The sequence below is a fragment of the Aquimarina celericrescens genome (assembly GCF_042682765.1).
Lineage (GTDB): Bacteria > Bacteroidota > Bacteroidia > Flavobacteriales > Flavobacteriaceae > Aquimarina > Aquimarina celericrescens.
Genome location: NZ_JBHUHY010000003.1, coordinates 460,711 through 487,231 on the forward strand (window position 1 = coordinate 460,711; position 26,521 = coordinate 487,231).

Consider the following 26,521-nt stretch of genomic DNA (forward strand, 5'->3'; position numbering starts at 1 on the left):
AATTGTTGCTATTCAATACTTTCTGACAATGATAGTATAGTATTAACTAATTGTTTTATTTCTTGAGGAGGATTGCCATGATCAAAATTTGTAGAGCTATACGTGTCCCCCATTGCAGTAATTTTTAATTTTGCCTGTAGCGCTGCATCAACACTACTTTTTTGGGTTGGAGCGATGAGATCATCAATATTTTTAAGCTGGATATTTTCTAGAAATGAAAGAATAGTAGCCCAATCTTCTTTTGAACACCTTTTTTCGGTTACATTTTCTAAACTTCTGTCTGTTGTTTTTTGTATAGTGTTTTTATCAACTTTTATACGTAGGAAAGAACCTCTGGTACTAGCTTCATAAACAATACTTGAAACATTTTCTTGCGACTCTTGGTTTTGAAGAACTATGTTTTGGCTTATAGCACTATTCTGGTTTTTTGAAATTATTTTTATCAAAGAATATTGTGTTGAATAACCATCGGCAAGCGGGTTTTCTATGGTATTAACGGCAACTTCGAGTTCATATGTAAATCCTTCTTCATAATCAAAACCTTCGATAGTATCATAAAAATAGGTCCAATCTTGAGACTGAGCATCCTTTAGTAACATACATTGTTGAGGAGCCACTCCATCGCAATCCACTGTACGATCGGCAATATATATTCGTTTGGTTTCCTGTTTCTGGCAGGATACGCATAAGAAAGCAAAACTCAAAATCAATAGAAGTTTATTCATAATTGTTTTTTGTGTTCTCAACATTAGGATAAAGATATTATGGAATCATTGATTTTACAAAACTTTCTCTTGGGCCTCCTTCGGCAAATACAGCTCTCATTCTGTTTTTTTGACCTTCGGTAAACATATGCATACACGCATCGTCGCTATAATCCATATAGTTCATAGTCATATCATTGGTGTTGCAACGTACCGTGGGATAGGTTGGACAACCATAATTGGGCCCATCTGATGGTGGTGTATCTTCAACAAAATCATCCAAAGAGCAATTTCCATCACCCCAGATATGCCTGAGATTAAGCCAGTGACCTACCTCATGAGTAGTGGTTCTTCCTTTATCAAAAGGGGCCGTTGCAGATCCCATGGTACCAAAAAACTGAGGGGAAACTACAATACCATCTGTCATTGCATTATCACCAGGAAATTGTGCATATCCCAAAATTCCTACTCCAATATTACATACCCAGATATTCAAATTTTTTGAAGAATCGATTACATCTGATCCCCCAACGGAAGAAAACTTCATTTGATCACCAGTCCCCCAGGCGGTTCTCGTAGAAGAAACCCTTATAATGCTGTCAAGATCAAAATGTATTTTTGTATTTGTAGAAAGAGAAGAGAATTCTTCAGGAATTTGATCAAGATCGGTATTGGATTTTGTGAAGTCCTGATTCAGAACCTCTATTTGTGAGTATATCTGCTCGTCACTTATATTTTCATTTTCATTACTGTAGATAACATGAACTACTGTCGGAATCATAATGGTGTCTAAATCTTGCATCTTTCCACTTTTTCTGAGTTGAACGAATGTCTGACAGTGATTTTCAATGGCTTCCATTTTTTCTCGTAAACCGGGATTCTTTGCCATATGTTTTTGTAGCACCTCCATGGTACTGCATCTTATAACTGAATCTTTTTGTGTATTATGAGGGTTTTCGGTTTCTTCTGAAACGTTATTCACTTCTTGTTTTTCTTTTTTTGAATTCCCACAACCGGATAAGAAAAAGTACGCTAGTGTTAAAAATACCGAAATTAAAATGGTTCTTTGCATTGCTGGGGATATTAAGTGTATGCGCTATCAGAGCATTACTGTTTACACACAAAAACGGAAAACATATACAATTTGTTTTAAACGTTAACAGAAATTATAAGTGTTTAACAGTTTGGCTATTAGAAAATTGAAGCACCATTACGACAATGGTGCTTCTTGTTTTGTTTGTGAGTATCAGAGATTATAGAAGAGTTTCTCTTGGTCCTCCCGGAGAAAACAAAGCTCTCATTCTGTTTTTCTGACCATTGGTAAACATATACATACATCTATCATCTACATAATCCATATAATTCATGGTCATATCGTTAGATCCACATCGCACCGTTGGGTATCTTGGGCAGCCATAATTGGGGCCATTAGAAACAGGAGTATCGGCTACGCGATCGTCACGGTTACAATTGCCATCACCCCAAATATGTCTTAAATTTAACCAGTGCCCAACTTCGTGAGTTGCTGTTCTTCCTCGATCAAAAGGAGAAGATACAAACCCTTGTGTGCCAAAATATTGAGGTGAAATCACCACTCCATCTGTAGCTGTTCTTCCTCCAGGAAATTGAGCATATCCCAGGATTCCGCCTCCAATATTACACACCCAAATATTGAGATTTCTTCGAGTATCAATAGCATTCACGCCTCCACCGGAAGCGAATTTCATTCTATCATTAGTTCCCCACGAACTTCTTGACGAACGTTTTCTAGTAACCTGTTTTAAAGTGAATCTAAAATTTGCGTTGGCCACACGGCTTCTAAATTCTGAGGGTACATTAGAAACATCGCTGTTTGTTGCAGAAAAGTCTCTATTAAGTACATCGATTTGTGATCTAATTTGAGCGTTGCTTATATTTTGTTGATTGGTTCTATAAATAACATGCACTATTACCGGTATTTCGATAGTACCGTTGGGGGCTTTAAGGTCTTCCTCAGAAAATCTTTTTGTTTGATCTTCGATTTGGGCTAGCCTTTTAAACATTTCGGGATTTTCTGCCAGTTGTTTTTCCAATATTTCTGACGAGAAACATTTACGCTCTGTAGCGACAGTTTCATTGGTAGGTTCTAAATTTTCTAATTCTGTTAAGTTTTCTTCGTTTTCACAAGAGGTTGCGAAAATCAAGCTCAGTGCAAGAATGCACAAAGATAGCTTTTTCATGATGTTGAGTTTTATAAGTTTGTGTAATTAGTTATCTACAAGTTTGCTAATATTCAAATAGCGCGATAATCAATTAACAAAAAATTAACAACGTTATATCTAAATGTGTGGGATTCCCTTTTTCAAGATTTTGATAAACCGTAAACCCTTTGGACAGGAAGTGTAGTAAAGAAAATAATACGTAATATTTACAAAAAGAATGTTACTTAACTCAACATCATTTTAGCTTTTTTTACGGCTTCAACCAAAACATCTATTTCTTCTTTTGTATTATAAAATGAGAAGGATGCCCGTATTGTACCAGGTATTTTATAAAAATCCATGATCGGTTGCGCACAATGATGTCCTGTACGAACGGCAATACCAAGTTTGTCAACAATAGTACCCACATCATAGGGGTGGATGTTTTCTAGATTAAAAGATATGACAGACGTCTTATTTTTTGAGGTCCCATAGATTTTCAGCCCTTCTATTTCTAATAATCGTTTTGTTCCGTATTCGAGGAGTTCATTTTCGTAGGTAGCAATGTTATCGAAACCAATAGTATTCATGTAATCCAGGGCTGCCCCAAATGCTATTCCTCCACAAATATTGGGTGTGCCGGCTTCAAATTTATGAGGAAGACCCGCGTAGGTAGTTTTTTCAAAGGTTACTTGATCGATCATCTCACCACCACCTTGGTAAGGCGGAAGTTTATTCAACCATTCTTCTTTACCATATAGCATACCTACTCCTGTAGGGCCACAAAGTTTATGTGCAGAGACTACATAAAAGTCTACATCCAAAGCCTGAACATCAGGTTTTATATGTGGGCATGATTGTGCACCATCAATAAGTACGGCAGCACCTACTTTATGGGCTTTTTCAATAATTTCTTCAATAGCGTTTATGGTGCCCAAAGCGTTGGAAATATGATTAGTAAAAACGAGTTTGGTTTTATCAGAAAGTAATTGATCATATACATTCATCAACAATTCTCCTTCTTCATTCATCGGAATCACTTTGAGGATAGCACCAGTACGTTCACAAAGCATTTGCCAAGGCACTATGTTTGAATGATGTTCTAGTGCAGAAACGATGATTTCATCTCCTTTAGATAAGAAATTGGTAAAACCGGTGGCTACAATATTAATGCTATGTGTTGTTCCTGAAGTTAGGATAATCTCATGGGTATGTTTTGCATTAAAATGATGTTGAATCTTTTTACGTGCCGTCTCGTAAGCATCGGTAGCTTCCTGTGATAAAGTATGAACTCCTCGATGAATATTCGCATTGTAGTTACTGTAATAATCTACAATGGTATCGATAACTACTTGTGGTGTTTGTGAGGTAGCGGCATTATCAAAATAGACTAAAGGTTTTCCGTTAACGGTTCTTTTAAGAATTGGAAAATCTTCTCTAATTTTATGTACATCAAACATTGCAATTTCTTTCTGCAAAAGTACTAAGTATTTCTAACTAGGATTGCCTATTTTTAGATTGGTTTAATCTTTCTTTCTTATGCGGCGATTTAAAAAAATTATTGGTATTGTTTTTCTTCTTTCATTTATTGGAATTGGCGTTGCAGTACTGCTTAATTACCCTAAGCTTACGATACTCACAGGATATTCTGCTAAGCACATGAATTCTTCAGTTTTTGTGGGTAACAGAACGACAGCGTTTACAGATTCTGTAGACAATAATTTTCCTCCGGTTCATTTGGCAGATGATGTAGTAAACATCCAGGAAAAAACATCTGTTGCTTCTGTCTTTGGACTTAAAAAAAGAAAGGCAATTTACAGAGGAGGAGTAGGTAGTGTATTGATTAATGAGGATTATGATGAAAACTCATCTACTCAAGTTCCCAACAGGACTCGTATAAAAACTGAAATGCCATATCCCTTTGGAGAGTTATCACAAAAAGATACTGTTTTTGATAATATTGATTACCAAAAGATAAATCAAACCGTTAGTTCGGTTTTTGATACTAATGGCGAATACTTAAACAAAACAAGAGCTGTTTTGGTATTGTACAAAGATCAAATTATAGCAGAAAAGTACGCCGAAGGTTTGAACAAAAGCTCTAGGTTACTGGGTTGGTCTATGACCAAAAGCGTCTTATGCACCGTTTATGGAGTATTACAGAAACAAGGAGCGATCAATATGAACAACAAGGCACCTGTCGAAGCATGGAAAAATGATAACAGAAAAGAAATCACCATAAATAATCTGCTACAAATGAATTGTGGTTTGGAGTGGGAAGAGGATTATGGTAGTCTCTCTGATGCTACGAAAATGTTGTATTTAGATACAGATATGACCACATCACAAATTCATAAGAAAGCGATTTATAAACCTGGTGAATATTGGTATTATTCATCTGGAGTATCCAACTTATTATCAGGGATTCTTCGAAAACATTTTGATAATTATCAGGAATATTTAGATTACCCTTACCGAGAGTTTATTGATAAAATTGGAATGAACTCTATGTTGATAGAAACTGACCTAGCTGGTAATTATGTGGGCTCTTCTTATGCTTGGGCTACAGTTAGAGATTGGGGTAAATTTGGACTCTTATATCTTCATAAAGGGAATTGGAACGGACAACAAATTTTTGATCCAGAATGGGTAGATTATGTTACTACTCCCAGTCCAACTTCTGAAGGAGACTATGGGGCACATTTTTGGTTAAATGCAGGAGGATTTTATCCAGATGCGCCAAGAGACATGTTTTCGGCAAATGGATATCAGGGACAGCGCGTTTTTATAATTCCATCAAAAGATCTGGTGATTGTTCGTTTTGGATTAATAGGAGATGCGGGAGTAGATTTTAATACTTTTTTGAGGGAAATAGTAGGTGCGATAAAATAGTTAAGTAAAAAAGAGGCTGTCTAAAAAGTTTTAGAAAATGTCATTACGAAAAATTTTAATTTTGAAGTAATCTGTTTATCAGTAACTTAAGCTCAACAGATTCCTTCGTTTCTCTCGGATGACGACTTTTTAGACACCCTCTTTTAACTTTTAAGTCGAATTGTATTACAAATCAAAACCAATATTCACATTCAGTTTATTGGCGATTAGTTTATTGATTCTACTTTTTAATTCTGGTATTTTTACACTTTCTAATACATTGTTCGCAAAAGCATACATCATCAAAGCTTTGGCTTCTTTTTCACCAATACCCCGAGATCTCATATAAAATAGAGCGTTTTCATCTAATTGACCTATGGTACAACCGTGGGAACATTTCACATCGTCTGCAAAAATTTCTAGTTGAGGTTTTGAATTAATCGTTGCCTTATCACTCAATAAAATATTATTATTAGACTGAAAAGCGTTTGTTTTTTGTGCTTCTTTATTCACGATTATTTTTCCATTAAAAACGCCTGTAGCCTTTTCGTCAAAAATACCTTTATAGTCCTGATGACTTTCACAGTTTGGTTTTGTGTGATGCACTAAAGTGTTGTGATCTACGTGTTGCTTTCCTTCTATAATGGTTATTCCATTAAGTACAGAATCGATACCTTCTCCTTTTTGAAAGAAGTTTAGATTGTTTCTGGTGAGATTCCCGCCAAAGGCAAACGTATGTACAGACGCCAAACTTTGTGCTTGTTGCTCAATATATGTATTATCAATCAAGGAAGCATATTGGTTATCGTTCTGAATTTTATAGTAATCTACATGAGCTCTTTTATCCACAAAAATCTCAGTTACCGAGTTGGTTAATACAGGATTATCGGTAAGACTTTGATGACGTTCGATGATTTGAACATGAGAATTTTCTTCAGCAATAATCAGGTTGCGAGGCTGTAATAATTGAGAAGATTCTTTTCCAGTAGAAAAATGTATGATCTGGATGGGCTTATCTGCCAATTTGTTTTTTGGAATATAAATATAGGCACCCTCTTTAGAAAAAGCTGTATTTAAGGAGCTAAGACCATCCTGGCGTGCTATTTTATTGAAATAATTTTCGATTACTGGTCTATATTTATCCCTGTTTAATGCAGCAGACATCAAACAGACATCAATCTTATCGTGAGTAGTCTCAGAAAGATGGGAAGAGTATTTACCGTCTATAAATACAATTTTATAGGTATCGAGATCATGAAGGAAATATTTTTTTACATCCCTGAACTCTAAAGCATTTTCTTCTTTCGGAAAAACACTATAATCATGTTTAAGAATTGCATTTAGAGATGTATATTTCCAGGCTTCTTCTTTTTTGGTAGGAAATCCCTTTTCTTCAAAAACTTTAATTGCCTGACTTCTGATATCATGAACCGGAGCGTCTATGTCAACCGTGTCTTCGAAGGCCAAAAAAGAAGATACTAATTTTTCTTTCAATTCCATTTTTAATTTCATATTTATGTTTCTAATGAAACAGTTTCAAGTTTCAGGTCTCAGATTTTTTAAATTTATTACCCATATATTCCTTTTTGTTTAAGTAGCTTATAAAACCAGAAATCCTCTTACTTAAGATCTCATAATCACTCACTAAAACTTTTAAGGTTTCTTCATCAATATATTCAGAATCAAAGACTCTATACAATTGAGATCTTGTTTCTCCAGCAGATCCTTTGGCTATTGACAAGAATTGTCTAAATTCCAAATTTCCATCTCTTTCAAAACCTTCAGCAATATTATACATTACAGAACCTGATGCTGCTCTTATTTGGTCTTTAAGTCTATAATCTTTTTGTAATTCTGAAGTTTGTACTATGTAAATAATTTTTTTACTTAACCTTCTAGCTTCTTGCCAAATTTCTAAATCTTCAAACCTTTTGATAGTTGCCATAACTTGAAACTTAAAACAAAAAACTTGAAACTTATTAAATTTTTATTTCTTCTTTAATCCAGTCGTATCCTTTCTCTTCTAACTCTAGGGCTAATTCTTTAGTTCCGGACTTTACGATTTTACCATCGTACAATACATGCACAAAATCTGGAACAATATATTCTAGCAATCTTTGATAGTGCGTAATTACGACAATGGCATTATCATGGTTTTTTAATTTATTAACTCCATTTGCTACTATTCTTAAGGCATCGATATCCAATCCAGAATCGGTTTCATCAAGAATAGCCAATTTTGGTTCCATCATTGCCATTTGAAAAATCTCGTTTCGTTTTTTCTCACCACCAGAGAATCCTTCATTAAGAGAGCGAGATAAGAATTTACGATCGATCTCCAGTAACTCAGATTTCTCACGAATCTTTTTCAGCATATCCTTTGCTGGCATTTCTTCAAGACCCTGTGCTTTTCGAGTTTCATTGATAGCGGTTTTCATAAAATTCGTAACGGTAACTCCTGGAATTTCTACAGGATATTGAAACGATAAGAAAACACCTTTGTGGGCTCGTTCTTCGGCAGCCAATTCTTCTATATCTTCCCCCTTTAATAGAATCTCTCCTTCTGTTACTTCGTATTCTTCTTTACCTGCTACAATATTGGCTAAGGTACTTTTTCCTGCACCATTAGGACCCATTATGGCATGAATTTCACCAGCCTTGACATTCAAGTTCAAGCCTTTTAAAATTTCTTTTCCTTCTACACTAGCGTGTAAATTTTTTATTTCTAACATGCTGTATAATTTCTTTTATCTCTAGATATCGTTTATGTATTTTATTCTTCTTCAATTCCATCATTCGGGCTTTCGTCAGCTTCTGATGAATTAATTTTGGTGGGCAGCTCCGAGGTGGGAGCACTTACCCCAATGATTTCTTTGATTTCTACTATTTCTTTCCATTTTTCTATACCATTCGAATCATTCGGCCTTATAATCCCCTTTACTACAACCGGAACCATATCATATTCTTCTCGCTGTAATGGTTCAACCTTTTCTGCCAATTCTTTAGTCATTTCGTTAATGATTACACCATAAATAAAATCCTTACCCATTATTACTGCCGCTCCATCAATCAAAATAAATTCTCCTCTAATTAAACTAGGCTCTATATTTTCGGTTTTAGATTTTTCTTTTTTACATGATAGAATTAATAAACTAATGGCAATGAGAAGAAAAGATTTTTTCATTATATACTTTTGATGGTTACACAATTTAGCCAACAGAACCTTCCAAAGAAATTTCCAGAAGTTTTTGTGCTTCTACAGCAAACTCCATAGGCAATTTGTTTAACACCTCTTTACTAAAACCATTAACAATCAAAGCAATCGCTTTTTCGGTATCAATACCTCGCTGGTTACAGTAAAAAATTTGGTCTTCGCCTATTTTACTTGTAGTAGCTTCATGTTCTATCTGAGCAGTTTTGTTTTTTGCTTCTATATAAGGAAACGTATGTGCGCCACATTCATTGCCCATCAATAAAGAATCACATTGCGAAAAATTACGAGCATTTGTTGCTCTACTGTTTATTTGCACAAGTCCTCGATAGCTGTTTTGTGATTTTCCGGCAGAAATACCTTTGGAGATGATAGTACTTTTAGTGTTTTTACCCAAGTGTACCATTTTCGTTCCGGTATCTGCTTGCTGAAAATTATTGGTTACAGCGATAGAATAAAATTCTCCTACCGAATGATCTCCTTTAAGCACACAAGACGGATATTTCCATGTAATAGCAGAGCCTGTTTCTACTTGTGTCCAGGAGATTTTGGCATTGGTTTCACAAATACCTCTTTTGGTCACAAAATTATAGACTCCACCTTTTCCTTCGGCATTACCAGGATACCAATTCTGTACGGTTGAGTATTTAATTTCTGCATTGTCCAGAGCGATTAATTCTACGACAGCTGCATGTAATTGATTCTCATCTCGCGAGGGAGCCGTACAACCTTCTAGATAACTTACATAGCTTCCCTCATCGGCGATAACCAACGTACGCTCGAACTGACCGGTTCCTGCTTGGTTAATTCTAAAATAGGTAGATAACTCCATCGGGCATCGTACTCCTTTAGGAATATAACAAAACGAACCATCACTAAATACTGCAGAATTTAATGCAGCATAAAAATTATCTTTTTGTGGGACTACAGAACCAATGTGTTTTTTCACTAACTCTGGATGTTCCTGTATGGCTTCAGAAATTGAACAAAAAATGATACCTTTTTCTGCCAATGTTTCTTTAAAAGTAGTTGCCACAGAAACCGAGTCCATAACGATATCAACTGCTACCCCGGCTAATTTCTTTTGCTCTTCAAGAGAAATACCTAGTTTTTCAAAGGTTTCCAATAATTCTGGATCTACCTCATCTATACTATTGTATTTAGGCTTTTTATTGGGAGCAGAGTAATATGATATGTTTTGAAAATCAGGTTTCTCATAGTTTACATTTGCCCATTCTGGCTCTTTCATCTGTTTCCAGGCTCGAAAAGCCTCGAGTCTCCAATCGGTCATCCACTCTGGCTCTTCTTTTTTCTTAGAAATTGCTCTAACGATATCTTCGCTAAGACCCACAGGAAATGTATCAGACTCTATATCTGTATAAAACCCGTATTCGTATTCTTTGGTTTCTAACTCCTTTTTTAAATCGTCTTCTGTATATGCCATCTTTTTATTCCTGATCTTGTTTCAGGATTTTTTTTACTGGAAATCCAGTATGTTATCTATCTATAGGGAAAAACTCTCTCCGCAACCGCAGGTTCTACTAGCGTTTGGGTTATTAAAAACAAAGCCGGTACCATTTAAACCTCCTGAATATTCTAAGGTAGTACCAATAAGATATAGGAAGCTTTTCTTATCTACAATGATTTTTACACCGTTGTCTTCAAATACTTTATCACCTTCTTGTTGTTCTTTATCAAATTGTAGGTCATAGGACAAACCAGAGCATCCGCCACTTTTAACTCCAACTCTTACATAGTCGGTAGTAGCACTGTACCCATCTTCATTCATCAACTCGACGACCTTATTTTTTGCTATGTCTGATACCTTAATCATACTTCTTTATAAATAGATTAATTCTAAATGAGTTGCAAATATACTACATAAGTAGATTTTATTCACGAATGCTAACATATATATAACAAATGTTAAAATAAGCATTTGTTATAGAATAGATAATCTACAAAAGAAATAAGACAATTAGTTACCTTTGCAAAATGATTGAAGACAAAAATACATCGAAAACGCAGATATCTGATTTAGGAGAATTTGGATTGATTGATCATTTGACCAAAAATTTTAAGATCAAACAAAAATCGACAAATTTAGGAATAGGAGATGATGCCGCTGTCTTAGATTTTAAGAATAAAAAATGTGTATTGTCTACAGATTTATTGATTGAAGGAGTTCATTTTGATCTATCGTATGTTCCTTTAAAGCATTTAGGATATAAGGCTGTGATCGTCAATCTTTCTGATATTTATGCAATGAATGCAACCGCGACGCAAGTTACCATTTCTATTGCGGTTTCAAATAGATTTCCTCTAGAAGCATTAGAAGAATTGTATGCTGGGATCGATACCGCCGCTAAACTTTATAACATAGATGTTGTTGGCGGTGACACAACTTCGTCAACCACTGGATTGATTATTAGTGTAACGGCTATTGGCTATGCTAAAGAAGATGATTTGGTTTATCGCAGCGGAGCAAACGATAATGATCTTTTAGTAGTAACTGGTGATTTAGGTGCGGCCTATATGGGACTACAGGTGTTAGAAAGAGAGAAGCAGGTATTTAAGGTAAATCCAAATTCACAGCCCGATCTGGATCGATATACTTATCTCATTGAAAGACAACTTAAACCTGAAGCAAGAAAAGATATTCCAGAACTTCTTAAAGCATTAGAGGTAATGCCAACCAGTATGATTGACATTAGTGATGGGTTATCTTCTGAAGTGATACATCTCTGCAAACAATCAAAAGTTGGAGTTAATTTATTTGAAGAAAAAATACCACTGGATCCTGCAGTAATTTCTATCTGTGAAGAATTTAAACTCAATAGCACCACAGTTGCACTTAGTGGCGGAGAGGATTATGAGCTGCTATTTACCATAAAACAAGACGACTATCCAAAAATTAAAGCAAATCCTAATTTAACAATTATTGGTCATATGACCGATGAAAAAAGCGGGATCGGCTTGGTGACCAGGGCAAATGAAAAAATAGAGCTAAAAGCTCAAGGATGGAATCCTATTAATGAATAATTATGATGCCGCTTGAAAAGAACTATTAGACTTACGTCTTGCTATTTTTTTGGCATGGACAGAAGCCAAAGCATCATTAATCTCTTTTAATTTTGGAGTCATTATTTCTAATCGACCTCTACTATTTGTTGTAGCTTGTTCTCGACAATGTGAACAAGAATATTCTTTGATGTGATGTGTTACATTTTTACTAAGAACATAGTCGTGACCAAAAAGAGAGCAGTAAATTTTTGAAAAAGAGAAAGCGGAGTTGGGGGTAGATTTTTTCATTATTGTTTGAGGGTATTAATGCATAGAAAAAGGTTAAGGGTTCATTATCAATACAATAATAATATTTTTTTTCTAATTAACAATGTTTTTGTAAGAAAAGTTTGTCTTAACCTATTGATTTTTAACTAAAACACTTCCATTTGATGGTTTTTGGGCCGTAAAAAGTGTATTTCATCTATATTGTATTGGTGCTGATATTTTTGTTTTATTCGAATAATTTCAAGAAATTCTCTAACTCTGATAGAAATTTCTCCTTGTTTTCGATATAGATCATGTGGCCGCCATCAAAACTGATTAGATCGATCTGGAGTTGTTCTGTTTCCCTAATACTTTGCCTATGTTCCAAAACAGGATCTTCTTTTCCAGAAAAGAGTATTTTGGGACCTTTAAAATTAAATAAAACTGATGTACGATCTTTTCGTATTTTCATTCCTTCTAAAGCAGATATAATTCCTTGTAAAGGGGTTTTTGAAGCTTGATTTTTAATCGCTTCAATTTCTTTGACTAGTTTTGATCGATTTTTTTCTGCGAATAAGTTAGAGATTGCCAAGCTTGTATATGCATTAGGATTTTTCTTGACTACATTAATGGCTCGGGAACGATTTAGTTTTCGTTCTTCACTGTCAGGGAAAGATGTAGAATTAAGCAAGACTAATCCCCTAACTAAATCTGGAAAAAGTTCAGCACATGCAAGAGCAACATATCCCCCCATTGAATGACCTACCAATATTACACTTGACTCTTCAAGATGATCTAATACTGCTTTAACTGCATAAGCCATATCCTCCATTGTATGAATATATCCTAAGCACTCTGTATCGCCGTGACCTAACAAATCGATAGAGATACAGCGATATTGATTTGAAAAAAGAGCAACTGTTTCTTTCCATATGGTAGAATTCTCTAAAAAACCATGTAAAAAAACTATTGATCTGCCCTTGCCGACTATATTATAATTTATTTTGATCCCTTTATACGTTAAAATCATTTTGAAATTCTATTTTTAGGCACATAAACCTAACTAAATGAGATTTAATAAAGAAACTTTCGTTGCGGGATTTGCATTATTTTCGATGTTTTTTGGTGCAGGAAATCTAATGCTTCCTCCACTGTTGGGTTTTAAGGCGGGAGATACCTGGTTTTTAGTTACAGTTGGGTTTGCAGTCTCTGCAGTTGTTATTCCGTTGTTAGGAATCTTTGCACACGCAAAGCTACAGGGGACAATGTTAGATTTTGCAAAAAAAGTTTCACCTACTTTTAGTCTGATTTATTGTCTGCTAGTATATAGTGTCTCTATTGCTTTACCATCGCCGAGAACAGCTTCTGTCACTCATGAAATGGCAATCCAACCTTTTTTTGATATAAGTTCGTGGGTAACAAGTGGAATCTACTTTGCCCTGGTATTGGTTTTTGTGCTTAATCGATCTAAAGTTTTGAGTTTGTTGGGTAAGTTTTTATCTCCCATCATATTTATTGTTATTCTAAGTGTTGTTTGCATCGGGATATTTGCAACAGAAACCACTGTTGCCGAGCTAAATTTTCAAACACCTGTAATTCATGGTTTGTTGGAGGGCTATCAAACCTTTGATGCAATCGGTGCTGTAGTGGTAGGAGGAGTAATCATTATTTCTTTAAAAATTAAAGGAGAAAATGATATGATGAGAAACCGTAATTTGATGATAAAATCGGGTATTGTTGCAGGTATTGGTCTTTTGATTATTTATATGGGGATGGTTTATAATGGTGCGTTGTTTTACTCAGAATTTGAACCAGATGTTACTCGAACAGAATTACTATCAGGATTAAGTTTAAAGACATTAGGAAATATAGGAAAGGTACTTTTAAGTATCTTGGTTGCCTTGGCCTGTTTTACGACCGCTGTCGGAATAGTAACCGGAACAGCCGATTTTATGAAAGGAATCTTCGGAAATTCTCAAAAAGCTTATGTAATCACTGCTATCACCGGAAGCATTCTGGGCATTTTAATGGGTCAGTTTGATGTTAACTATATTATTAATGTAGCTGTCCCAGCCTTAATGTTGATTTATCCTGTAACTATTGTTTTAATACTTTTAAATATTCTAACAGAAAAGTTAACCACTCCATTAGTCTTCAAAACTGTTGTTACTGTAACCATTGTATTTAGTATCCCAGATTTTTTTGCTTCTATAGGGTTTAAAGAACAAGTGCAACCAGTATTAGATATACTTCCATTTGGCAATTATAGTCTTGCATGGCTAGTACCTGCTTTGGTTTCGTTGGTGATCATGAATATATTTTCACTGATGAGTACAAAATGATTATGTCAAAACTTTGGGGTAATTTCCCCTTTTACTTTGTATAGGTTTTTGGTACTTTCGCACCTGAAAAACAACCGCAAAGTAAAAAACCAAACCTATAATAAAACAAACGGGAATTTATGAGAAGAATAATTACACTCACAAATATTGCATTAATTTTATTTTCTTGCGCTAATGATGATAATTATGTGCCTGTAGTGTCAAATCTAGATACTGAATTAAGAATGCGTCTTGTCGATATTTCTGAAGGAAAAGGACTCCTTTATTATACACTGCCCAATAGTGATGATTATGCAAAGATTCCTCAGGACCCCCAGAACCCGATTACGGATGCAAAAATTACTTTGGGAAAACTATTGCTACATGAAACGGCACTTGGTAGAAATCCTAAAATAGAAGAGATGAAAGGCACCTATTCCTGTGCTTCATGTCATCAAGCCAGTGCTGGATTTAGTTCTGGTTTACGACAAGGTATTGGCGAGTGTGGTATTGGTTTTGGATTTAATGGAAACGAAAGAACGATCGATCCGAATGTACCACTTGAATCTGTCGATATTCAACCATTACGTTCGCCAACAATACTTAATGTTGCTTATCAAGATGTAATGCTATGGAATGGTCAATTTGGAGGTACCGGTACCAATGAGGGTACTGAGGCTAACTGGGAACAAATTCAGGAAAACTTCTTAGGATTTCAGGGAATCGAAGTACAAGCTTTAAAAGGTCAGGGTGTGCATAGATTATTGGTAGATGATGAATTTGTAAATACCTTCGGCTATAAAACAATGTTTGATGCAGCTTTTGGCGATATAGAAGAAAACAAACGATATAGCACATTAAATGCGGCATTGGCAATAGCAGCTTACGAAAGAACATTATTAGCTAATCAATCTCCATGGCAAGAATGGTTAAAAGGGAAAACTAATGCCATGAGTGATGCAGAAAAAAGAGGAGCACTTGCTTTTTTTGGTAATGGAAAATGCTACGAGTGTCATACAGGTCCGGCATTGAATGACACTGGTTTTTATGCTTTTGGAATGGGAGATTTTGATAATACAGGTAAAGCCATTATCCTGGACGATTTGGGATTTGATAATGTTAAAAAAGGAAGGGGAGGTTTTACAAAAATTGAGGAGGATAATTACAAGTTTAAAACACCAACACTCTATAATCTTATAGACAATGGATTTTATGGTCATGGGGGAACATTTACTTCTGTTAAAGATGTGGTAACTTATAAAAATAATGGAATACCGCAATCGACAGAGGTGCCATTTGAAAATCTAGCAACACAATTTGGCACTATTGATTTAACCGATCAGGAGATTGATGATATCACCGTTTTTATCGAAAATGGGTTAAGAGATCCAAATTTAAGAAGATATGTACCCGAAACAATAAACTCTGGTTTTTGTTTTCCAAATAATGACGAGCAGTCCAAAAGTGATCTTGGATGTGATTAATAAAATATAAAATTCAGATCAGTAAAAATCATTTTGACTTAAAAGAAGAATTACAGCAAAGACCTGCTTTGCTATAAGAAAACAAGTTAGATTGTTCCTTGATGCTTTTTGTTGAAAAAATCAGAAGAGACAATAATATCTTCAATTCAAAGTAGCGATCCACCAAGTATTTCCGAAAGGATCTTCGAAACCAGCTCCACGAGCACCATAATCTTCTTCCATAGGTTCCATGAGGGATTTTGATCCTGCATCTATGGCATCATAGTAGGTCTGGTCTGTATCTTTAACATATACATACATTGACCCTGGATGTGATGGATAGCTTTTTGAAGCTTCGGCAAGAAGAATGGTACTATCTCCAATCTTAATTTCTGAATGGCGAATTCTATGATTTGTATCAAGGGTGCGAATCATTTCTTGTGCATTGAAAATCTTTCTGATAAAATCTATAAAGTCTTCGGCTTTTTCAATAACCAAATAAGGCATCGCTTGTTGATGACCTGCTGTAATTTTCATTCGTTGCATAATAAGAAAGCAAGTTTTGTTTGTAACGAACGAATACAGATAAATATTCTATGAGAATTAATAAAAGAATGAAGTTTGATCAAGAAACGAAGTGTTTGTGGGTATCCAACGTCTTCAGGTTACATTTGAGGAAAAGATACATCCCAAATAATTCGACAACTTTTTAAGGAATGACTCTTTATATAAGAATCAAGTTCCAGATTATAATTTGATACTTCTACATTATCTATATTGGCTATTTTTACCAATAAGGCTCAATTTAAAAGTTTTTAATAAAAATAGTTCATCGAATGAATTTTAAAAAATATAAGATACCTCTTCTGATTTTCTTAATATCATCTATATCCTTCTATATCATGTATTATTTGATAATACATTATGCTGATCATGGAGCCGATGGACTTGGCGGTTTTTTGTTAGCTATGATTTCGGGGATATTGTTTATTATAAGTTTAATAGGCTTTGTTATTTTTTTAGTACTAAGTGTATTGTCGAAACAAGCTAAATGGATTCAATTTTTTGTAGCCACAATACTTTCTGTGATTGCCATATACTTAATTTTCGCAATGCTAGGAGGATTCGAAATGTTTGGTATTGGATAATTTAATTTTTTATAATAAAACAAAGCTATGATAAAGGCTATGATCATTATTTTAGGGATATTTTATAGTAGCTCCATTTATGCTCAAAAAATAAAATATGACACGGTGTTTATAAAAAGACCAATGTATTATCATGATCAATATGAAACAGATACTATAGTAATGCCGGCTGGCACCAGCTGGAGTACACAGGTACTTACAGGTACATCTCTTCTTAAAAATTCTAAAAAACTAAGCAGTCTTTCTTTAAACGGAGTGCGAGCAATTAGCCTGGAGATGCTAGAGCCTTGTAGTGAAGATGAGCTGAGTATTGATAATTTATACGATGAACACCGAAGAATTGTATCTCTAAAACGTGAAAATGATATATTAACTGTAGACGTAACAGTAGTTTCCTATTGTTGTAATCATTTTCTGGGAGAAGCATATCTTGCTACGGATACCATTACATTAAGTTATATTGATTATGGAGAAAATTGTTCTTGTCATTGTCTATATACACTTAGTTATAAATTCGATCTTAGTGATTTACAAGATTCTTTAGGAATAAAGTATATAGGTTTTACATCAAAGAATAGAAAAAAAATACCTAAAAAGTCATAAAAATAAGCTTATTGCTTATCATAAATATGTACGCAAGAATGTAAGATATTTATTAAAGCAGAGTATAAACTTAAGAATCAATTACATAGAAAAGTAAACTACCATGAACAGCACATCTAATCAGGAAAATCAATATCTACTACTCAAAAACATACCTGAATCCAAATTGAAAGCCATACTTGATCTATATGGCGACTATCAAAAAATTTATTTGTACGTACGATTTGTGATTTTTGGTGTTCTGGGCACTGTTTTAATTTATAATCTTGGTTTTGCCGGAAATAATTATAGTATATCAGATTTTAATACCATTAAAACAACTATGGTTATTATTATGATGTGTTTTGTAGGGCTACTCATTGTCATAGGGATTAAGGCCTACAAAAAGCAGAAAATTGTAAAGACGGCTTTAAAAAAAGCAAGTATCGAACATAATATTGAGTTTAAGCCTCTTAAAAAAGAGTTCAACCGGTTAGTAAGAACATCTTTCAAAGGACCAAAAATTTGATAAATACAGGTCTATTTAGATTATAGAACATCAGTTGTATTTGGGTGAATTGTTTAAAATATTTTATTGACAAAGTCATATTAAAAACTATTTATACAAATGAATTATAAAAATTATTTTGCCGTTGCCATACTACTATGTTTGGGCATACTATCACTTAATTCTTGTTTGCCGAAGCAATCAGATGTATCTTCAGAAAAACCATTTAGCGATCTAATTCATCGTAAATTAATAACAAAAACACCTGTAGTACTTGCTAAAAACCCTGCTTCTAATCCTAAAAAATATTCTCATATTATTGAAGACAATACAGGTTACGGAATTGAAAATATTGAGAAAATAGCAGACATTCCGGCTGGTACAGAATTTAAAATCATATCGGTACAGTTTCATACCGGAAGGGTTAGTGGTACCACTTCAGCATATATTTTTGGGACAGTATTTATAAAAGAACATAAAAAAGAGTACCCCTTTGAATATACTTGGGGAGATTATCATGTAATTTATGAAGACAAACCTTATTGGAAGTTTCCATTAGCTTTTTGGCAAGATGAGGCCTTAGAAGAAAAGTATTTTATAAAAGTACCGTGACCGCGGGGTTTGCCGGTTAGTCTAAAAAGTTGTAGTAAGCGTCTTTTTTAAAATGAATAAAATTATGTAATTCTCGTAATGAAGTAGACTCTTGGATACTATTACAACTTATCAGTAGATTTTTTTAGAGAACAAGCGTGATCCTTTATTACATACCATTTATGATCAATTTTTTCCAGAACATAGCTTACCACCATATGGTTAAAGTAAGGGTTGCCATTTCTTTCTGGCTCTTTATACATGGCATCGGTTGTAGCAAACGCTATGTTTTGATCTGCTTTTAGGTTCAGAATATTGGTTTGCATGGTCCAAGTAGTATCTTTGAACCAGTTTTGATGTAATTCTACAAACTCATCAACCGTATAGGTTATCGCTCTGCCAGGTATAATTAGTTCCATTTTTCCAGTGGGGGGCATGGTGGTTTTAAGAGACTCCAGATCTTTGTTTTCGATAGACATAAGTAGTTTTTGCAATGTTGTCCTGGCTTCAGTTTCATTTCGTTTTGGATCATTAGTTTCTTGTACTTTGTTTTTTTCTTCTTTACAAGAAATCAAAAGAAATAGTAATATCAATATTATGGCACTTTTAATTGAAGTATAAATTCTCATGTTTTTATCCTTTTAATTATTCAATCTCATTACCATTAAAATCCAAGTATCCTTGTTTAGTATTGTCTTCGCCCTTTTTGCCAATTCTATAAAAAATTCTTTTTCTGGGGACTACAGGAAATAATTGGTCGTAGCGTTTTTTGTTGATAGGCATACCTAAATCATCAGTAATAAACATTTTTTTGCCTTGAGTTACTATAAACAAGGGTTTACCTGGAATTCTAAACACGTTTTTAAATGTAGATTTATGCAATTTTTTTCCGCTTAAATCTGCGATAAAAACTTCTTTGGGTCGCGTCGTGATTTTTCGGTTAATATCTTTGCAAATTCTGGAAAACTCCTCTACTATATTTCCCTGATAATCCAAATAACCATCTTCATTATCAACAGAATTGTAAGAACCTATACGGTAATATACCACCTTTTCCTTATAATGTGGATATAACATATCATATCGATTATCGTTTACAGGTTTTCCATCGCGATCAATAAAAAAGTCTTTATCATTTCTGGTAGCCATAAAAGTCACAGGAGCTTCTTTCCCCAATACCCTAATATCCTTGAAAGGTTCTTTGTGAAGTATGGCTCCTTTATAATCTGCCAAAAAATATTCTTCACTCTCTTTTTGGAGTTCTATGCGCTGCGCCTCTTTATGGAAAATTATTGACTCATAGGATAATGGAATAATCATTTGATTCATATCTACATCAAAAATTCCGTAGAGGGAGTCTCTAACACTTAGAAGAGGGGTCTTTTCAATGGGATACAAATTTTTGTATATAGGTTTTAGAATAATTTTACCTTTTCTATTTGCCCATCCGGTATATTCCTTCTTTTTTTCGACTTTAGTACCTTCATGTACGAGGCTGTCAATAGTTATCATAAATCCGTTTTCATAGCTTCTAATATCTTCATATTTTGGAGCTAAAACAATATTTCCTTTATCCGAAAGAATCCCTCTTGTATTCCAGCCTTCGTTTTTAATAAAAATATAAGTTGAGTCAATTCGATCTCTATAGGCTGATTGAAATTTGTTAAAGTAAGGTTTTAAATGGGTGTAGATAGGATATTCTTTAAGTGTTAAACGTTGCGTTACTTGATAAAATTTAACTGCTATTTTAAGAGGAATACTTTTTGAAAACACACCTTCTTTTATCTGAAAAAGTAAAGTATACCCTTGATATTGTTTAAATATAAAAGGTCTGTAGCCCTTATCTCGTAGTTGTAATACAATCCCATCTTTGGTCTTAAGAATAACAGATGCCTCAGGATATTTTTTTAGAACTTCTTCTTGTACTTTTTTAATTGATACATCGGTTATCGAAAAAACTCCTGCATACGTATTGAATTCTTCTAGATAGAAACTATCTGGTGAATTATTTGTAACGAAGTTGTGAGGTTCCATCTTTTCTTTTACCTCTTGATTCACCTCTTTTTCTATTCTTAAAAACAAGTTTTTTTCTTTGTCTGTTTCTAGAAAATCGGCTTTTTTTAGAAAAAGTGACTTTAAATCCAAGGTATTTACCTTTGAAATAGTGTTTATAGAATTAAAAATACTGTAGTACTCTTTTAATTCTTGAATATTCTTATTTTCACTCTCAGCTTCTGCGATAGCATAGGTATTTTTGTCTATTTTTTTGATGGCGATAAATCTATAATCCTCAAAAAACCGATATAATAACAGGCTATCACTTTTATAGAATTCCTCTTGCCTGTAATTAGGTGCTACGGCAATATAGTCAGCTATTGTAATTGGTTTTTTAGAAGTTACTACTCCAATATTGGTATGCCCATAAAAATGATTATTGTACATTCCAAAAGTGATACCGCCAAGAAAGCTGTCTTTTTTCAAGGCATATAAAGACGTTTTTTCTCCTGACTCTCTTAGAGACTTCGTTGTATATAGTAATGGGATTGCAAGTCCATAATCACTTATATCGATAGCGGTAACATATCCCACTGTAGATTGCTGAGCGGCAGACAAAAAGTTTTTTACTAATCGATCTTTTTCCTTCTTTTTCTTTCTATTTGATTCTTCAATGCTAGTCTTAATATTTGCCAATAGGGCATCGCTTTCAGCGACTTTTTTTAATCGCATTTTGATTGCAAAATTAGATGGCTCTGTTAATGACAAACTCATATTCAATTGAATAACAAACTGATTTTCGTCTATGAGACGTAAGGTGTTATCAGATCCGTCCATAATCTTTAGCGCCCGAAAATCGATACTATCCTTTTTTATAGTTTCTAAAGCGTACGCATTGATAAAAGAAGCTTCAGGTTTGGTCTCTAAAATATAATAGGATTGTTGTGGTAGTGAGTCTATAGAAATGCTCCATTTTACAGATCGCATAATATCTTGAGGAATATTGTGTGATAAACTATCTATAACATAATATCCTGACTTAGGAATACTATTTGACTTATTTTGTCCAAAAGTATATGAGCAGGCAAACATCACTAGACCTATCAGTATTGATTTTAAAGTTAAGTTTTTGAACATTTTAATATTCGTCATGATTATTATTACATTGTTTATAGAAAGGAGGCTACTAATATAATACAACATATATCCCTATGATAACAACTGTTACAACCGTTTTATAAATCCAACTTTGTTGACAAGATGACATTGTTAAGACCCCTATTAAAGCAATGGTCAAACATGCTATCCCATAGTAAATCCTGGATACAGGTGTTAGCATTAATATTCAACCTAATATTCCCGACATGATTTCTTTTTATACAAGCTAGTCATTTCTGCCATAATTACTTCTAAAGATAAACCTACTATACTTGTCTCTCTCTTCGTCTTACCAAGATTCGTTCTTGGTTTGTTTCATTTTCCAGTTGCCATTTTTTTTGGTGATGTTGTGTGTAATTCTAGTGGTTTTATTTATAAAAGGATTCGTGATAATGGTATAAATTTCTACACTGTTCATAGAAATCGGATTTTCTGTAATTTGAATAAAAAGTTTTTCTTTAAAAAGTTGTTTTTCTAGCACATCATTTTTGTGTAAGTTGTTATCTTCTAACTGCATTAATTCACCTTCATTACCACGGTTTACCCAAAGTATTTTAGCTTTATTATTGGATTCCATTTTTTCAATAAAGTTAGGATGTTGAACCAAATCACCGTATTCTTCAAAATATTGATGTAGTCGTTTTTCTTTAAGTTCCTTATAGTATTCTAAAGCTCCGGTACCACAATAAAAAATCCTGCTTTTACGCTGAACCAAAAGGGTGTCAGTAGCATTTTCAACCTTAAAACTATCTAAATACACCTCATATGGGGATAATTGATCATGTAGCGCATGTGTATATGCTATTGGTAATTTTATTTTTCTGTTAGTGTTTTCTCTAGGAGTGCAGGACGCAAGGCCTAAAATCAATAAAGCCATAACAATATTTGACACATTAATATTCAGCATCGATTCCATTTTTACTATTAATTTAAGTTTTCTAACTATTTAGAATTAACAGAGATAGGCAAAACAAGGCGTAGTTTTTAAGAAATCAATAAATTTTAGCTTACCAGGTTTCCCTGATTTACTTTTGATTATAAACCTTCCTTCTTCTCTATGCCATGATAATATCATTTTTGTATATCCTAAAGATACATAGTGTTCATAGATTTTCTTGATAAATTGTAACCTCTCAACTAATTCATTAATGGACTTGAATTCCTTTTTTTCTCCGATCATTTGTAAAACCTTTTGTCGATTTTTTTGAGTTAGTAGATTTATTTTTTTCTCCATAAGTAAATTCAGTTGAGATTCATCTTGTAAGGTTTCGACGATAAGATGTTTTATAGAAAAAAGATCTGAGTATATTATCTTAGAGTTCTTGGTATTATACGAAAATCCTTTATTCCCTGTACCGACTTGACCTAAAGCAAAAGGTTTTAAAGTGATCTCTGTATCTGTTCCTATCCTTGGAATTTTAATCTCTGTATAAAAATATGAAAGCACATCTTTTTGAATACTCGGATTAAAATTACTAAGATTAAAACCCGCAGGCATTATGCTATCGATAGTTTCTGTAGAATATATACCGTAATTGTTGTCGCATGACCAAAACTCGTTCTTTACAAGAACATAGTTGCCATTGGCTTTTTTGTAGGCACCTACTTGGCTTTTACAATAACATCCACAGGTTGGATAAGTGCCCTCTATAAACAAATATCCATTTTTTGCATCATCAATACAGGTAGTGCAATATTGGTTAAGACTTGTGGGAAGAAAACCATGATTCATCTCATAGCCTTGTCTTAACGATTCGTTACAAGTTGTTGCGAAATCCCATAATTGTTCTTTCAGGGACTGCCCGTTGGTGATGAATATGGTAAAACAATAAATTAACGTTACAACCCATTTCATAATTTTGTTGTATTATTTCTGTTTTCAATGATAAGCATTTAATTATCCAAAACATTCAGGATTATATCGCTATTTGAAATCATTCCGTTAAGAAATACGGTTTTAGGCACTTCAAGTTTGGTATTTGTAAATGATGTCTGGGGATATGCCTCGTTGGCCAATCCCTCTGTAAAACTTTCTGGCGCAGGGTTCCTGCTTTCAAGTAAGACTATAGATTTAGCATCTACAGCCTGTATCTTATATACTTTGCTCATAGTGGCGACCAAGTCTCCAGCATCTAATTTTTCTAAAACGATTTTCTTTTCTTGATTGCTTTTAGCCATAAAGGACTCTTGATAAACGTCATTACTCTTGATTTCAGAATAAAAACCAATAGGAACAGCAACAAAAAGTAATAGTACTACGATGCCGGCAGTCCAATATCCCCAGGTTGGAACTTTCAGGCTTTTTTTCATTTCTGCTGCTGTTTCTTTGATCTCTATAGTCCAATCAGATTTTTTTATTTGCTTACCTGTGTCAATGCAGATGAGTTCGGTTACTTTTTTGGGGAAAAGAAAAAATGAAGCTTGCACGTCTCTCCGTTTCAATTGAAGCAGCACTTTCCCAGAGGAACAATTTTTGGTTAGTAAATTGAACTTGCGTTCTTCAATAACATATTCTTTAACTGATATCCACATGATTTATATTCTTATTGATAGTTTGGGGGGCTGTCTAAAAAGGATAAGAAAACGTCATTACGATCCGCCTTTGGACGGAGAAGTAATCTGTTTATCAGTAACTTAAATTTAACAGATTCCTTCGCTTCTCTCGAAATGACGACTTTCTAGACAGCCTCTTTAATTATGCTTATCTATGATACTTCATTATCCATTAAAATATAGACACACTATTTCCATTGGCAACTAAAGTGTCCCTATCAGTAGCTCCTTGTGCAGATAAGTCACCTCGCAAGCGTATTCTTTTACCTGTAATTGCCGGAGTAATACTTACTAATCTTGCCAATATTTGATCAATAACAGGGGTAGATAGTCCACCAATACCAAGTATATCTATTGATGTGAAATCGACGACTGAAGACAAGTTTACCGAGGTTAATAATACCGAAGAGTTAATAGTTAATCTATCGAATGTTGAAAGATTGCTGAAATCTACATTTTCTAGTAGGTTTTCGCTAATTTCAAGATTGCGAATACTGGTAAGCGTTTCCAGACTTGGAAAAGCAATACTAGTAATAGAAGTGTTATTATTTATCCTTAGATCAGTAAAAGTATCACTACCGGTCACTGTGGTTAAAGAAGGAAATGAAATTGATACTAATGCACTATTTCCTGTTATAGAACACCCTCCATTTAAAGTCGTCAAACTAGAAAAATTTACACTATTGATCAACGAATTATTGGTTATGCTTAAGAAATTACGAATATCTGGTGTTCCCAATGTAGTTAATCCTGAAAAGGATAAACTTTCCAGGGCAGGATTGTTTGAAATAGTTAAAGAAGTGCCCATAGTTACCAAACCATCAAATTGTACAGTAGTCAATTTTTGATTTTCTAAAATTGTAATTCCAGAAGTAGTGCTAAGATTTGGAAATTCTAAAGCGACTAATTCAGGATTTTCCGAAAAATTTATCCCTCCTTCTACAGTTTCTAACGAATCAAAACGTATAGTAGTCAAATTGCTTTGACGAACGCTTATTCTCGAGTTACAGGTGACTAAGTTAGGCATTGCAAAAGTAAGAAGCCTTGGATTGTTGTCTAAAGAGAAGTTATCTGTAATAGTCACCACCGAATTAGCTTCAAAAGATGTTAGATTCTCATTATCCTCAACACTTAATCGATCGAGTTTATTTAAGCTCCCAAGACTTACAGTAGTCAAGTTTACATTATCTTCAATAGTAAAACTAGCACCATCTTCTGGCGTATTGGTAACAGAGGGGATATTAATAGTTTGCAGATTCTCATTGTCTTCTATAAATAATCCACCTAATGTCTGCAATCCAGGAAAATTAATTTGAGACAGCATTGTTTTTTCAATAGACAAAGTTCCGGCGGTTTCTAGATTAGAGATATCGAGATTTGACAAATTTTCTGACGTTTCGATATTCAGTCTTTCCAGAGTAGTAAGCGCTGGAAAGCTTAACGTTTCTAGAGCTGGATTAACTTCAAAATCTAGCCTGGTCACTGTTGTCATTGCTCCTAAATTGATTGAAGTAAGTGCAGTATTACCCTCAACAAAAAGGCTATTAATGGTGCCCAGATTTTCAAAATTTAGTGTAGATAAGGCACTATTAGAATACACTTCAATATCCTCGACAACAGACTCAAGATCAGGCAAAGAAAGACTTTGTAGATTCTCATTATCCCTCACTTCTAGTCTTATTAATCCTGATATGCCAGAAAGGTTGAGCGTAGTTAGATTGGTGGTGTTAATCACCAGAACAGTGTGTGTTTTTTTTCCTTTATTTTCTAAGGCAATTTGTGCAGCTTCATCATCGGTAATATCGCCAGCAAACACTAGATATTCAAGCCCTTCATTAAAGCCGTTTACACCATCAACACCGTCAATACCATCTTCACCATCACTACATGAAAAGGTCGTTATGGCAAGAGATATCACGACAAACCTGATAAATATATTTTTCATAATCAAATGATTTAAGTTTTT

The 26,521-nt window shown here is 34.1% G+C and carries 27 protein-coding genes; 8 read left to right on the top strand and 19 right to left on the bottom strand.

What is annotated here, in order from left to right; genetic code table 11:
* Positions 1-8: 8 nt before the first annotated feature.
* From ACFSJT_RS05840 to ACFSJT_RS05855, 4 genes are all read right to left on the bottom strand, one after another.
* Complete coding sequence (locus tag ACFSJT_RS05840) at positions 9-725, bottom strand: DUF4377 domain-containing protein (protein WP_378319283.1); 717 nt, start codon at positions 723-725, stop codon at positions 9-11.
* Positions 726-762: 37 nt separating this feature from the next.
* Positions 763-1,776 carry a zinc metalloprotease gene (locus ACFSJT_RS05845; protein ID WP_378319284.1) on the bottom strand — a complete coding sequence of 338 codons (1,014 nt, stop codon included), beginning with the start codon at positions 1,774-1,776 and terminating at the stop codon, positions 763-765.
* A gap of 181 nt (positions 1,777-1,957) precedes the next feature.
* Positions 1,958-2,923, bottom strand: a complete 966-nt coding sequence (locus ACFSJT_RS05850) for a zinc metalloprotease (protein ID WP_378319285.1) — start codon at positions 2,921-2,923, stop codon at positions 1,958-1,960.
* Between the two features lie 206 nt (positions 2,924-3,129).
* Positions 3,130-4,344, bottom strand: a complete 1,215-nt coding sequence (locus tag ACFSJT_RS05855) for an aminotransferase class V-fold PLP-dependent enzyme (protein ID WP_378319546.1) — start codon at positions 4,342-4,344, stop codon at positions 3,130-3,132.
* Positions 4,345-4,423: 79 nt separating this feature from the next.
* On the opposite strand from ACFSJT_RS05855, the gene ACFSJT_RS05860 reads away from it, so the two are divergent.
* Positions 4,424-5,776: a serine hydrolase domain-containing protein gene (locus ACFSJT_RS05860; protein WP_378319286.1), complete on the top strand. Its 1,353-nt coding sequence runs from the start codon at positions 4,424-4,426 to the stop codon at positions 5,774-5,776.
* Between the two features lie 165 nt (positions 5,777-5,941).
* On the opposite strand, the gene sufD is transcribed toward ACFSJT_RS05860, so the two are convergent.
* Genes sufD through ACFSJT_RS05890 form a run of 6 tightly spaced genes read right to left on the bottom strand, consistent with a single transcriptional unit; the run spans position 5,942 to position 10,800 of the window.
* Positions 5,942-7,255, bottom strand: coding sequence for a Fe-S cluster assembly protein SufD (gene sufD, locus ACFSJT_RS05865; protein ID WP_378319547.1), 1,314 nt, complete (start codon positions 7,253-7,255; stop codon positions 5,942-5,944).
* A 43-nt stretch (positions 7,256-7,298) separates the two neighbouring features.
* Positions 7,299-7,700, bottom strand: coding sequence for a four helix bundle protein (locus tag ACFSJT_RS05870; protein ID WP_378319287.1), 402 nt, complete (start codon positions 7,698-7,700; stop codon positions 7,299-7,301).
* Between the two features lie 34 nt (positions 7,701-7,734).
* On the bottom strand, positions 7,735-8,487 hold the full coding sequence (sufC, locus tag ACFSJT_RS05875) for a Fe-S cluster assembly ATPase SufC (protein WP_378319288.1): 753 nt from the start codon (positions 8,485-8,487) through the stop codon (positions 7,735-7,737).
* Between the two features lie 41 nt (positions 8,488-8,528).
* Positions 8,529-8,939, bottom strand: a complete 411-nt coding sequence (locus tag ACFSJT_RS05880) for a hypothetical protein (protein ID WP_378319289.1) — start codon at positions 8,937-8,939, stop codon at positions 8,529-8,531.
* A gap of 25 nt (positions 8,940-8,964) precedes the next feature.
* The gene (sufB, locus tag ACFSJT_RS05885) at positions 8,965-10,410 is read right to left on the bottom strand and encodes a Fe-S cluster assembly protein SufB (protein WP_378319290.1); all 1,446 of its coding nucleotides are present in this window, start codon (positions 10,408-10,410) and stop codon (positions 8,965-8,967) included.
* A gap of 60 nt (positions 10,411-10,470) precedes the next feature.
* Positions 10,471-10,800, bottom strand: a complete 330-nt coding sequence (locus ACFSJT_RS05890) for a HesB/IscA family protein (protein WP_378319291.1) — start codon at positions 10,798-10,800, stop codon at positions 10,471-10,473.
* A gap of 161 nt (positions 10,801-10,961) precedes the next feature.
* On the opposite strand from ACFSJT_RS05890, the gene thiL reads away from it, so the two are divergent.
* A complete protein-coding gene (thiL, locus tag ACFSJT_RS05895; protein WP_378319292.1) occupies positions 10,962-12,008 on the top strand; it encodes a thiamine-phosphate kinase in 1,047 nt (348 codons plus the stop codon).
* Here the strand turns inward: thiL and ACFSJT_RS05900 are convergent, their stop codons facing one another.
* Together ACFSJT_RS05900 and ACFSJT_RS05905 are read right to left on the bottom strand one after the other, a co-directional pair.
* Complete coding sequence (locus ACFSJT_RS05900) at positions 12,009-12,278, bottom strand: hypothetical protein (protein WP_378319293.1); 270 nt, start codon at positions 12,276-12,278, stop codon at positions 12,009-12,011.
* A gap of 205 nt (positions 12,279-12,483) precedes the next feature.
* Positions 12,484-13,266, bottom strand: a complete 783-nt coding sequence (locus tag ACFSJT_RS05905) for an alpha/beta fold hydrolase (protein WP_378319294.1) — start codon at positions 13,264-13,266, stop codon at positions 12,484-12,486.
* A 37-nt stretch (positions 13,267-13,303) separates the two neighbouring features.
* Here ACFSJT_RS05905 and brnQ point away from each other — a divergent pair, with 37 nt between their 5' ends.
* Both brnQ and ACFSJT_RS05915 read left to right on the top strand, forming a co-directional pair.
* Positions 13,304-14,578 (top strand): branched-chain amino acid transport system II carrier protein, encoded by a 1,275-nt coding sequence (brnQ, locus tag ACFSJT_RS05910; protein WP_378319295.1) that lies wholly within the window; start codon positions 13,304-13,306, stop codon positions 14,576-14,578.
* A 119-nt stretch (positions 14,579-14,697) separates the two neighbouring features.
* Entirely contained in the window at positions 14,698-16,041 is a 1,344-nt protein-coding gene (locus ACFSJT_RS05915) for a cytochrome-c peroxidase (protein ID WP_378319296.1), read from the top strand.
* Between the two features lie 141 nt (positions 16,042-16,182).
* On the opposite strand, the gene ACFSJT_RS05920 is transcribed toward ACFSJT_RS05915, so the two are convergent.
* The gene (locus tag ACFSJT_RS05920) at positions 16,183-16,557 is read right to left on the bottom strand and encodes a VOC family protein (protein ID WP_378319297.1); all 375 of its coding nucleotides are present in this window, start codon (positions 16,555-16,557) and stop codon (positions 16,183-16,185) included.
* 365 nt (positions 16,558-16,922) lie between these two features.
* Between ACFSJT_RS05920 and ACFSJT_RS05925 the strand changes: the two genes are divergently transcribed.
* From ACFSJT_RS05925 to ACFSJT_RS05940, 4 genes are all read left to right on the top strand, one after another.
* Entirely contained in the window at positions 16,923-17,168 is a 246-nt protein-coding gene (locus ACFSJT_RS05925) for a hypothetical protein (protein ID WP_378319298.1), read from the top strand.
* 27 nt (positions 17,169-17,195) lie between these two features.
* Positions 17,196-17,771: a hypothetical protein gene (locus tag ACFSJT_RS05930; protein ID WP_378319299.1), complete on the top strand. Its 576-nt coding sequence runs from the start codon at positions 17,196-17,198 to the stop codon at positions 17,769-17,771.
* Positions 17,772-17,874: 103 nt separating this feature from the next.
* Positions 17,875-18,279, top strand: a complete 405-nt coding sequence (locus tag ACFSJT_RS05935; protein ID WP_378319300.1) for a hypothetical protein — start codon at positions 17,875-17,877, stop codon at positions 18,277-18,279.
* 99 nt (positions 18,280-18,378) lie between these two features.
* Entirely contained in the window at positions 18,379-18,870 is a 492-nt protein-coding gene (locus ACFSJT_RS05940; RefSeq protein WP_378319301.1) for a hypothetical protein, read from the top strand.
* 101 nt (positions 18,871-18,971) lie between these two features.
* Here the strand turns inward: ACFSJT_RS05940 and ACFSJT_RS05945 are convergent, their stop codons facing one another.
* The 6 genes from ACFSJT_RS05945 to ACFSJT_RS05970 all read right to left on the bottom strand — a co-directional run bounded on the left by ACFSJT_RS05945 (position 18,972) and on the right by ACFSJT_RS05970 (position 26,500).
* The gene (locus ACFSJT_RS05945) at positions 18,972-19,478 is read right to left on the bottom strand and encodes a nuclear transport factor 2 family protein (protein WP_378319302.1); all 507 of its coding nucleotides are present in this window, start codon (positions 19,476-19,478) and stop codon (positions 18,972-18,974) included.
* A 16-nt stretch (positions 19,479-19,494) separates the two neighbouring features.
* Entirely contained in the window at positions 19,495-21,996 is a 2,502-nt protein-coding gene (locus ACFSJT_RS05950; RefSeq protein WP_378319303.1) for a WG repeat-containing protein, read from the bottom strand.
* A gap of 295 nt (positions 21,997-22,291) precedes the next feature.
* Positions 22,292-22,909 carry a hypothetical protein gene (locus ACFSJT_RS05955; RefSeq protein WP_378319304.1) on the bottom strand — a complete coding sequence of 206 codons (618 nt, stop codon included), beginning with the start codon at positions 22,907-22,909 and terminating at the stop codon, positions 22,292-22,294.
* A 45-nt stretch (positions 22,910-22,954) separates the two neighbouring features.
* On the bottom strand, positions 22,955-23,857 hold the full coding sequence (locus ACFSJT_RS05960; protein WP_378319305.1) for a hypothetical protein: 903 nt from the start codon (positions 23,855-23,857) through the stop codon (positions 22,955-22,957).
* Positions 23,858-23,895: 38 nt separating this feature from the next.
* Entirely contained in the window at positions 23,896-24,534 is a 639-nt protein-coding gene (locus ACFSJT_RS05965) for a hypothetical protein (RefSeq protein WP_378319306.1), read from the bottom strand.
* A gap of 193 nt (positions 24,535-24,727) precedes the next feature.
* The gene (locus ACFSJT_RS05970; RefSeq protein WP_378319307.1) at positions 24,728-26,500 is read right to left on the bottom strand and encodes a hypothetical protein; all 1,773 of its coding nucleotides are present in this window, start codon (positions 26,498-26,500) and stop codon (positions 24,728-24,730) included.
* Between the last annotated feature and the right edge of the window lie 21 nt (positions 26,501-26,521).

Coding starts and splice junctions, on each gene's coding strand:
- ACFSJT_RS05870 (WP_378319287.1), bottom strand. CDS start 7,700: ATGGCAACTATCAAAAGGTTTGAAGATTTAGAAATTTGGCAAGAAGCT.
- brnQ (WP_378319295.1), top strand. CDS start 13,304: ATGAGATTTAATAAAGAAACTTTCGTTGCGGGATTTGCATTATTTTCG.
- ACFSJT_RS05945 (WP_378319302.1), bottom strand. CDS start 19,478: ATGAGAATTTATACTTCAATTAAAAGTGCCATAATATTGATATTACTA.
- ACFSJT_RS05840 (WP_378319283.1), bottom strand. CDS start 725: ATGAATAAACTTCTATTGATTTTGAGTTTTGCTTTCTTATGCGTATCC.
- sufB (WP_378319290.1), bottom strand. CDS start 10,410: ATGGCATATACAGAAGACGATTTAAAAAAGGAGTTAGAAACCAAAGAA.
- sufC (WP_378319288.1), bottom strand. CDS start 8,487: ATGTTAGAAATAAAAAATTTACACGCTAGTGTAGAAGGAAAAGAAATT.
- ACFSJT_RS05925 (WP_378319298.1), top strand. CDS start 16,923: ATGTATTATTTGATAATACATTATGCTGATCATGGAGCCGATGGACTT.
- ACFSJT_RS05935 (WP_378319300.1), top strand. CDS start 17,875: ATGAACAGCACATCTAATCAGGAAAATCAATATCTACTACTCAAAAAC.
- ACFSJT_RS05950 (WP_378319303.1), bottom strand. CDS start 21,996: ATGACGAATATTAAAATGTTCAAAAACTTAACTTTAAAATCAATACTG.
- ACFSJT_RS05860 (WP_378319286.1), top strand. CDS start 4,424: ATGCGGCGATTTAAAAAAATTATTGGTATTGTTTTTCTTCTTTCATTT.
- ACFSJT_RS05905 (WP_378319294.1), bottom strand. CDS start 13,266: ATGATTTTAACGTATAAAGGGATCAAAATAAATTATAATATAGTCGGC.
- ACFSJT_RS05890 (WP_378319291.1), bottom strand. CDS start 10,800: ATGATTAAGGTATCAGACATAGCAAAAAATAAGGTCGTCGAGTTGATG.
- ACFSJT_RS05970 (WP_378319307.1), bottom strand. CDS start 26,500: ATGAAAAATATATTTATCAGGTTTGTCGTGATATCTCTTGCCATAACG.
- ACFSJT_RS05845 (WP_378319284.1), bottom strand. CDS start 1,776: ATGCAAAGAACCATTTTAATTTCGGTATTTTTAACACTAGCGTACTTT.
- ACFSJT_RS05920 (WP_378319297.1), bottom strand. CDS start 16,557: ATGAAAATTACAGCAGGTCATCAACAAGCGATGCCTTATTTGGTTATT.
- ACFSJT_RS05960 (WP_378319305.1), bottom strand. CDS start 23,857: ATGAAATGGGTTGTAACGTTAATTTATTGTTTTACCATATTCATCACC.
- ACFSJT_RS05900 (WP_378319293.1), bottom strand. CDS start 12,278: ATGAAAAAATCTACCCCCAACTCCGCTTTCTCTTTTTCAAAAATTTAC.
- thiL (WP_378319292.1), top strand. CDS start 10,962: ATGATTGAAGACAAAAATACATCGAAAACGCAGATATCTGATTTAGGA.
- sufD (WP_378319547.1), bottom strand. CDS start 7,255: ATGGAATTGAAAGAAAAATTAGTATCTTCTTTTTTGGCCTTCGAAGAC.
- ACFSJT_RS05915 (WP_378319296.1), top strand. CDS start 14,698: ATGAGAAGAATAATTACACTCACAAATATTGCATTAATTTTATTTTCT.
- ACFSJT_RS05850 (WP_378319285.1), bottom strand. CDS start 2,923: ATGAAAAAGCTATCTTTGTGCATTCTTGCACTGAGCTTGATTTTCGCA.
- ACFSJT_RS05940 (WP_378319301.1), top strand. CDS start 18,379: ATGAATTATAAAAATTATTTTGCCGTTGCCATACTACTATGTTTGGGC.
- ACFSJT_RS05880 (WP_378319289.1), bottom strand. CDS start 8,939: ATGAAAAAATCTTTTCTTCTCATTGCCATTAGTTTATTAATTCTATCA.
- ACFSJT_RS05855 (WP_378319546.1), bottom strand. CDS start 4,344: ATGTTTGATGTACATAAAATTAGAGAAGATTTTCCAATTCTTAAAAGA.
- ACFSJT_RS05930 (WP_378319299.1), top strand. CDS start 17,196: ATGATAAAGGCTATGATCATTATTTTAGGGATATTTTATAGTAGCTCC.
- ACFSJT_RS05955 (WP_378319304.1), bottom strand. CDS start 22,909: ATGCTGAATATTAATGTGTCAAATATTGTTATGGCTTTATTGATTTTA.
- ACFSJT_RS05965 (WP_378319306.1), bottom strand. CDS start 24,534: ATGTGGATATCAGTTAAAGAATATGTTATTGAAGAACGCAAGTTCAAT.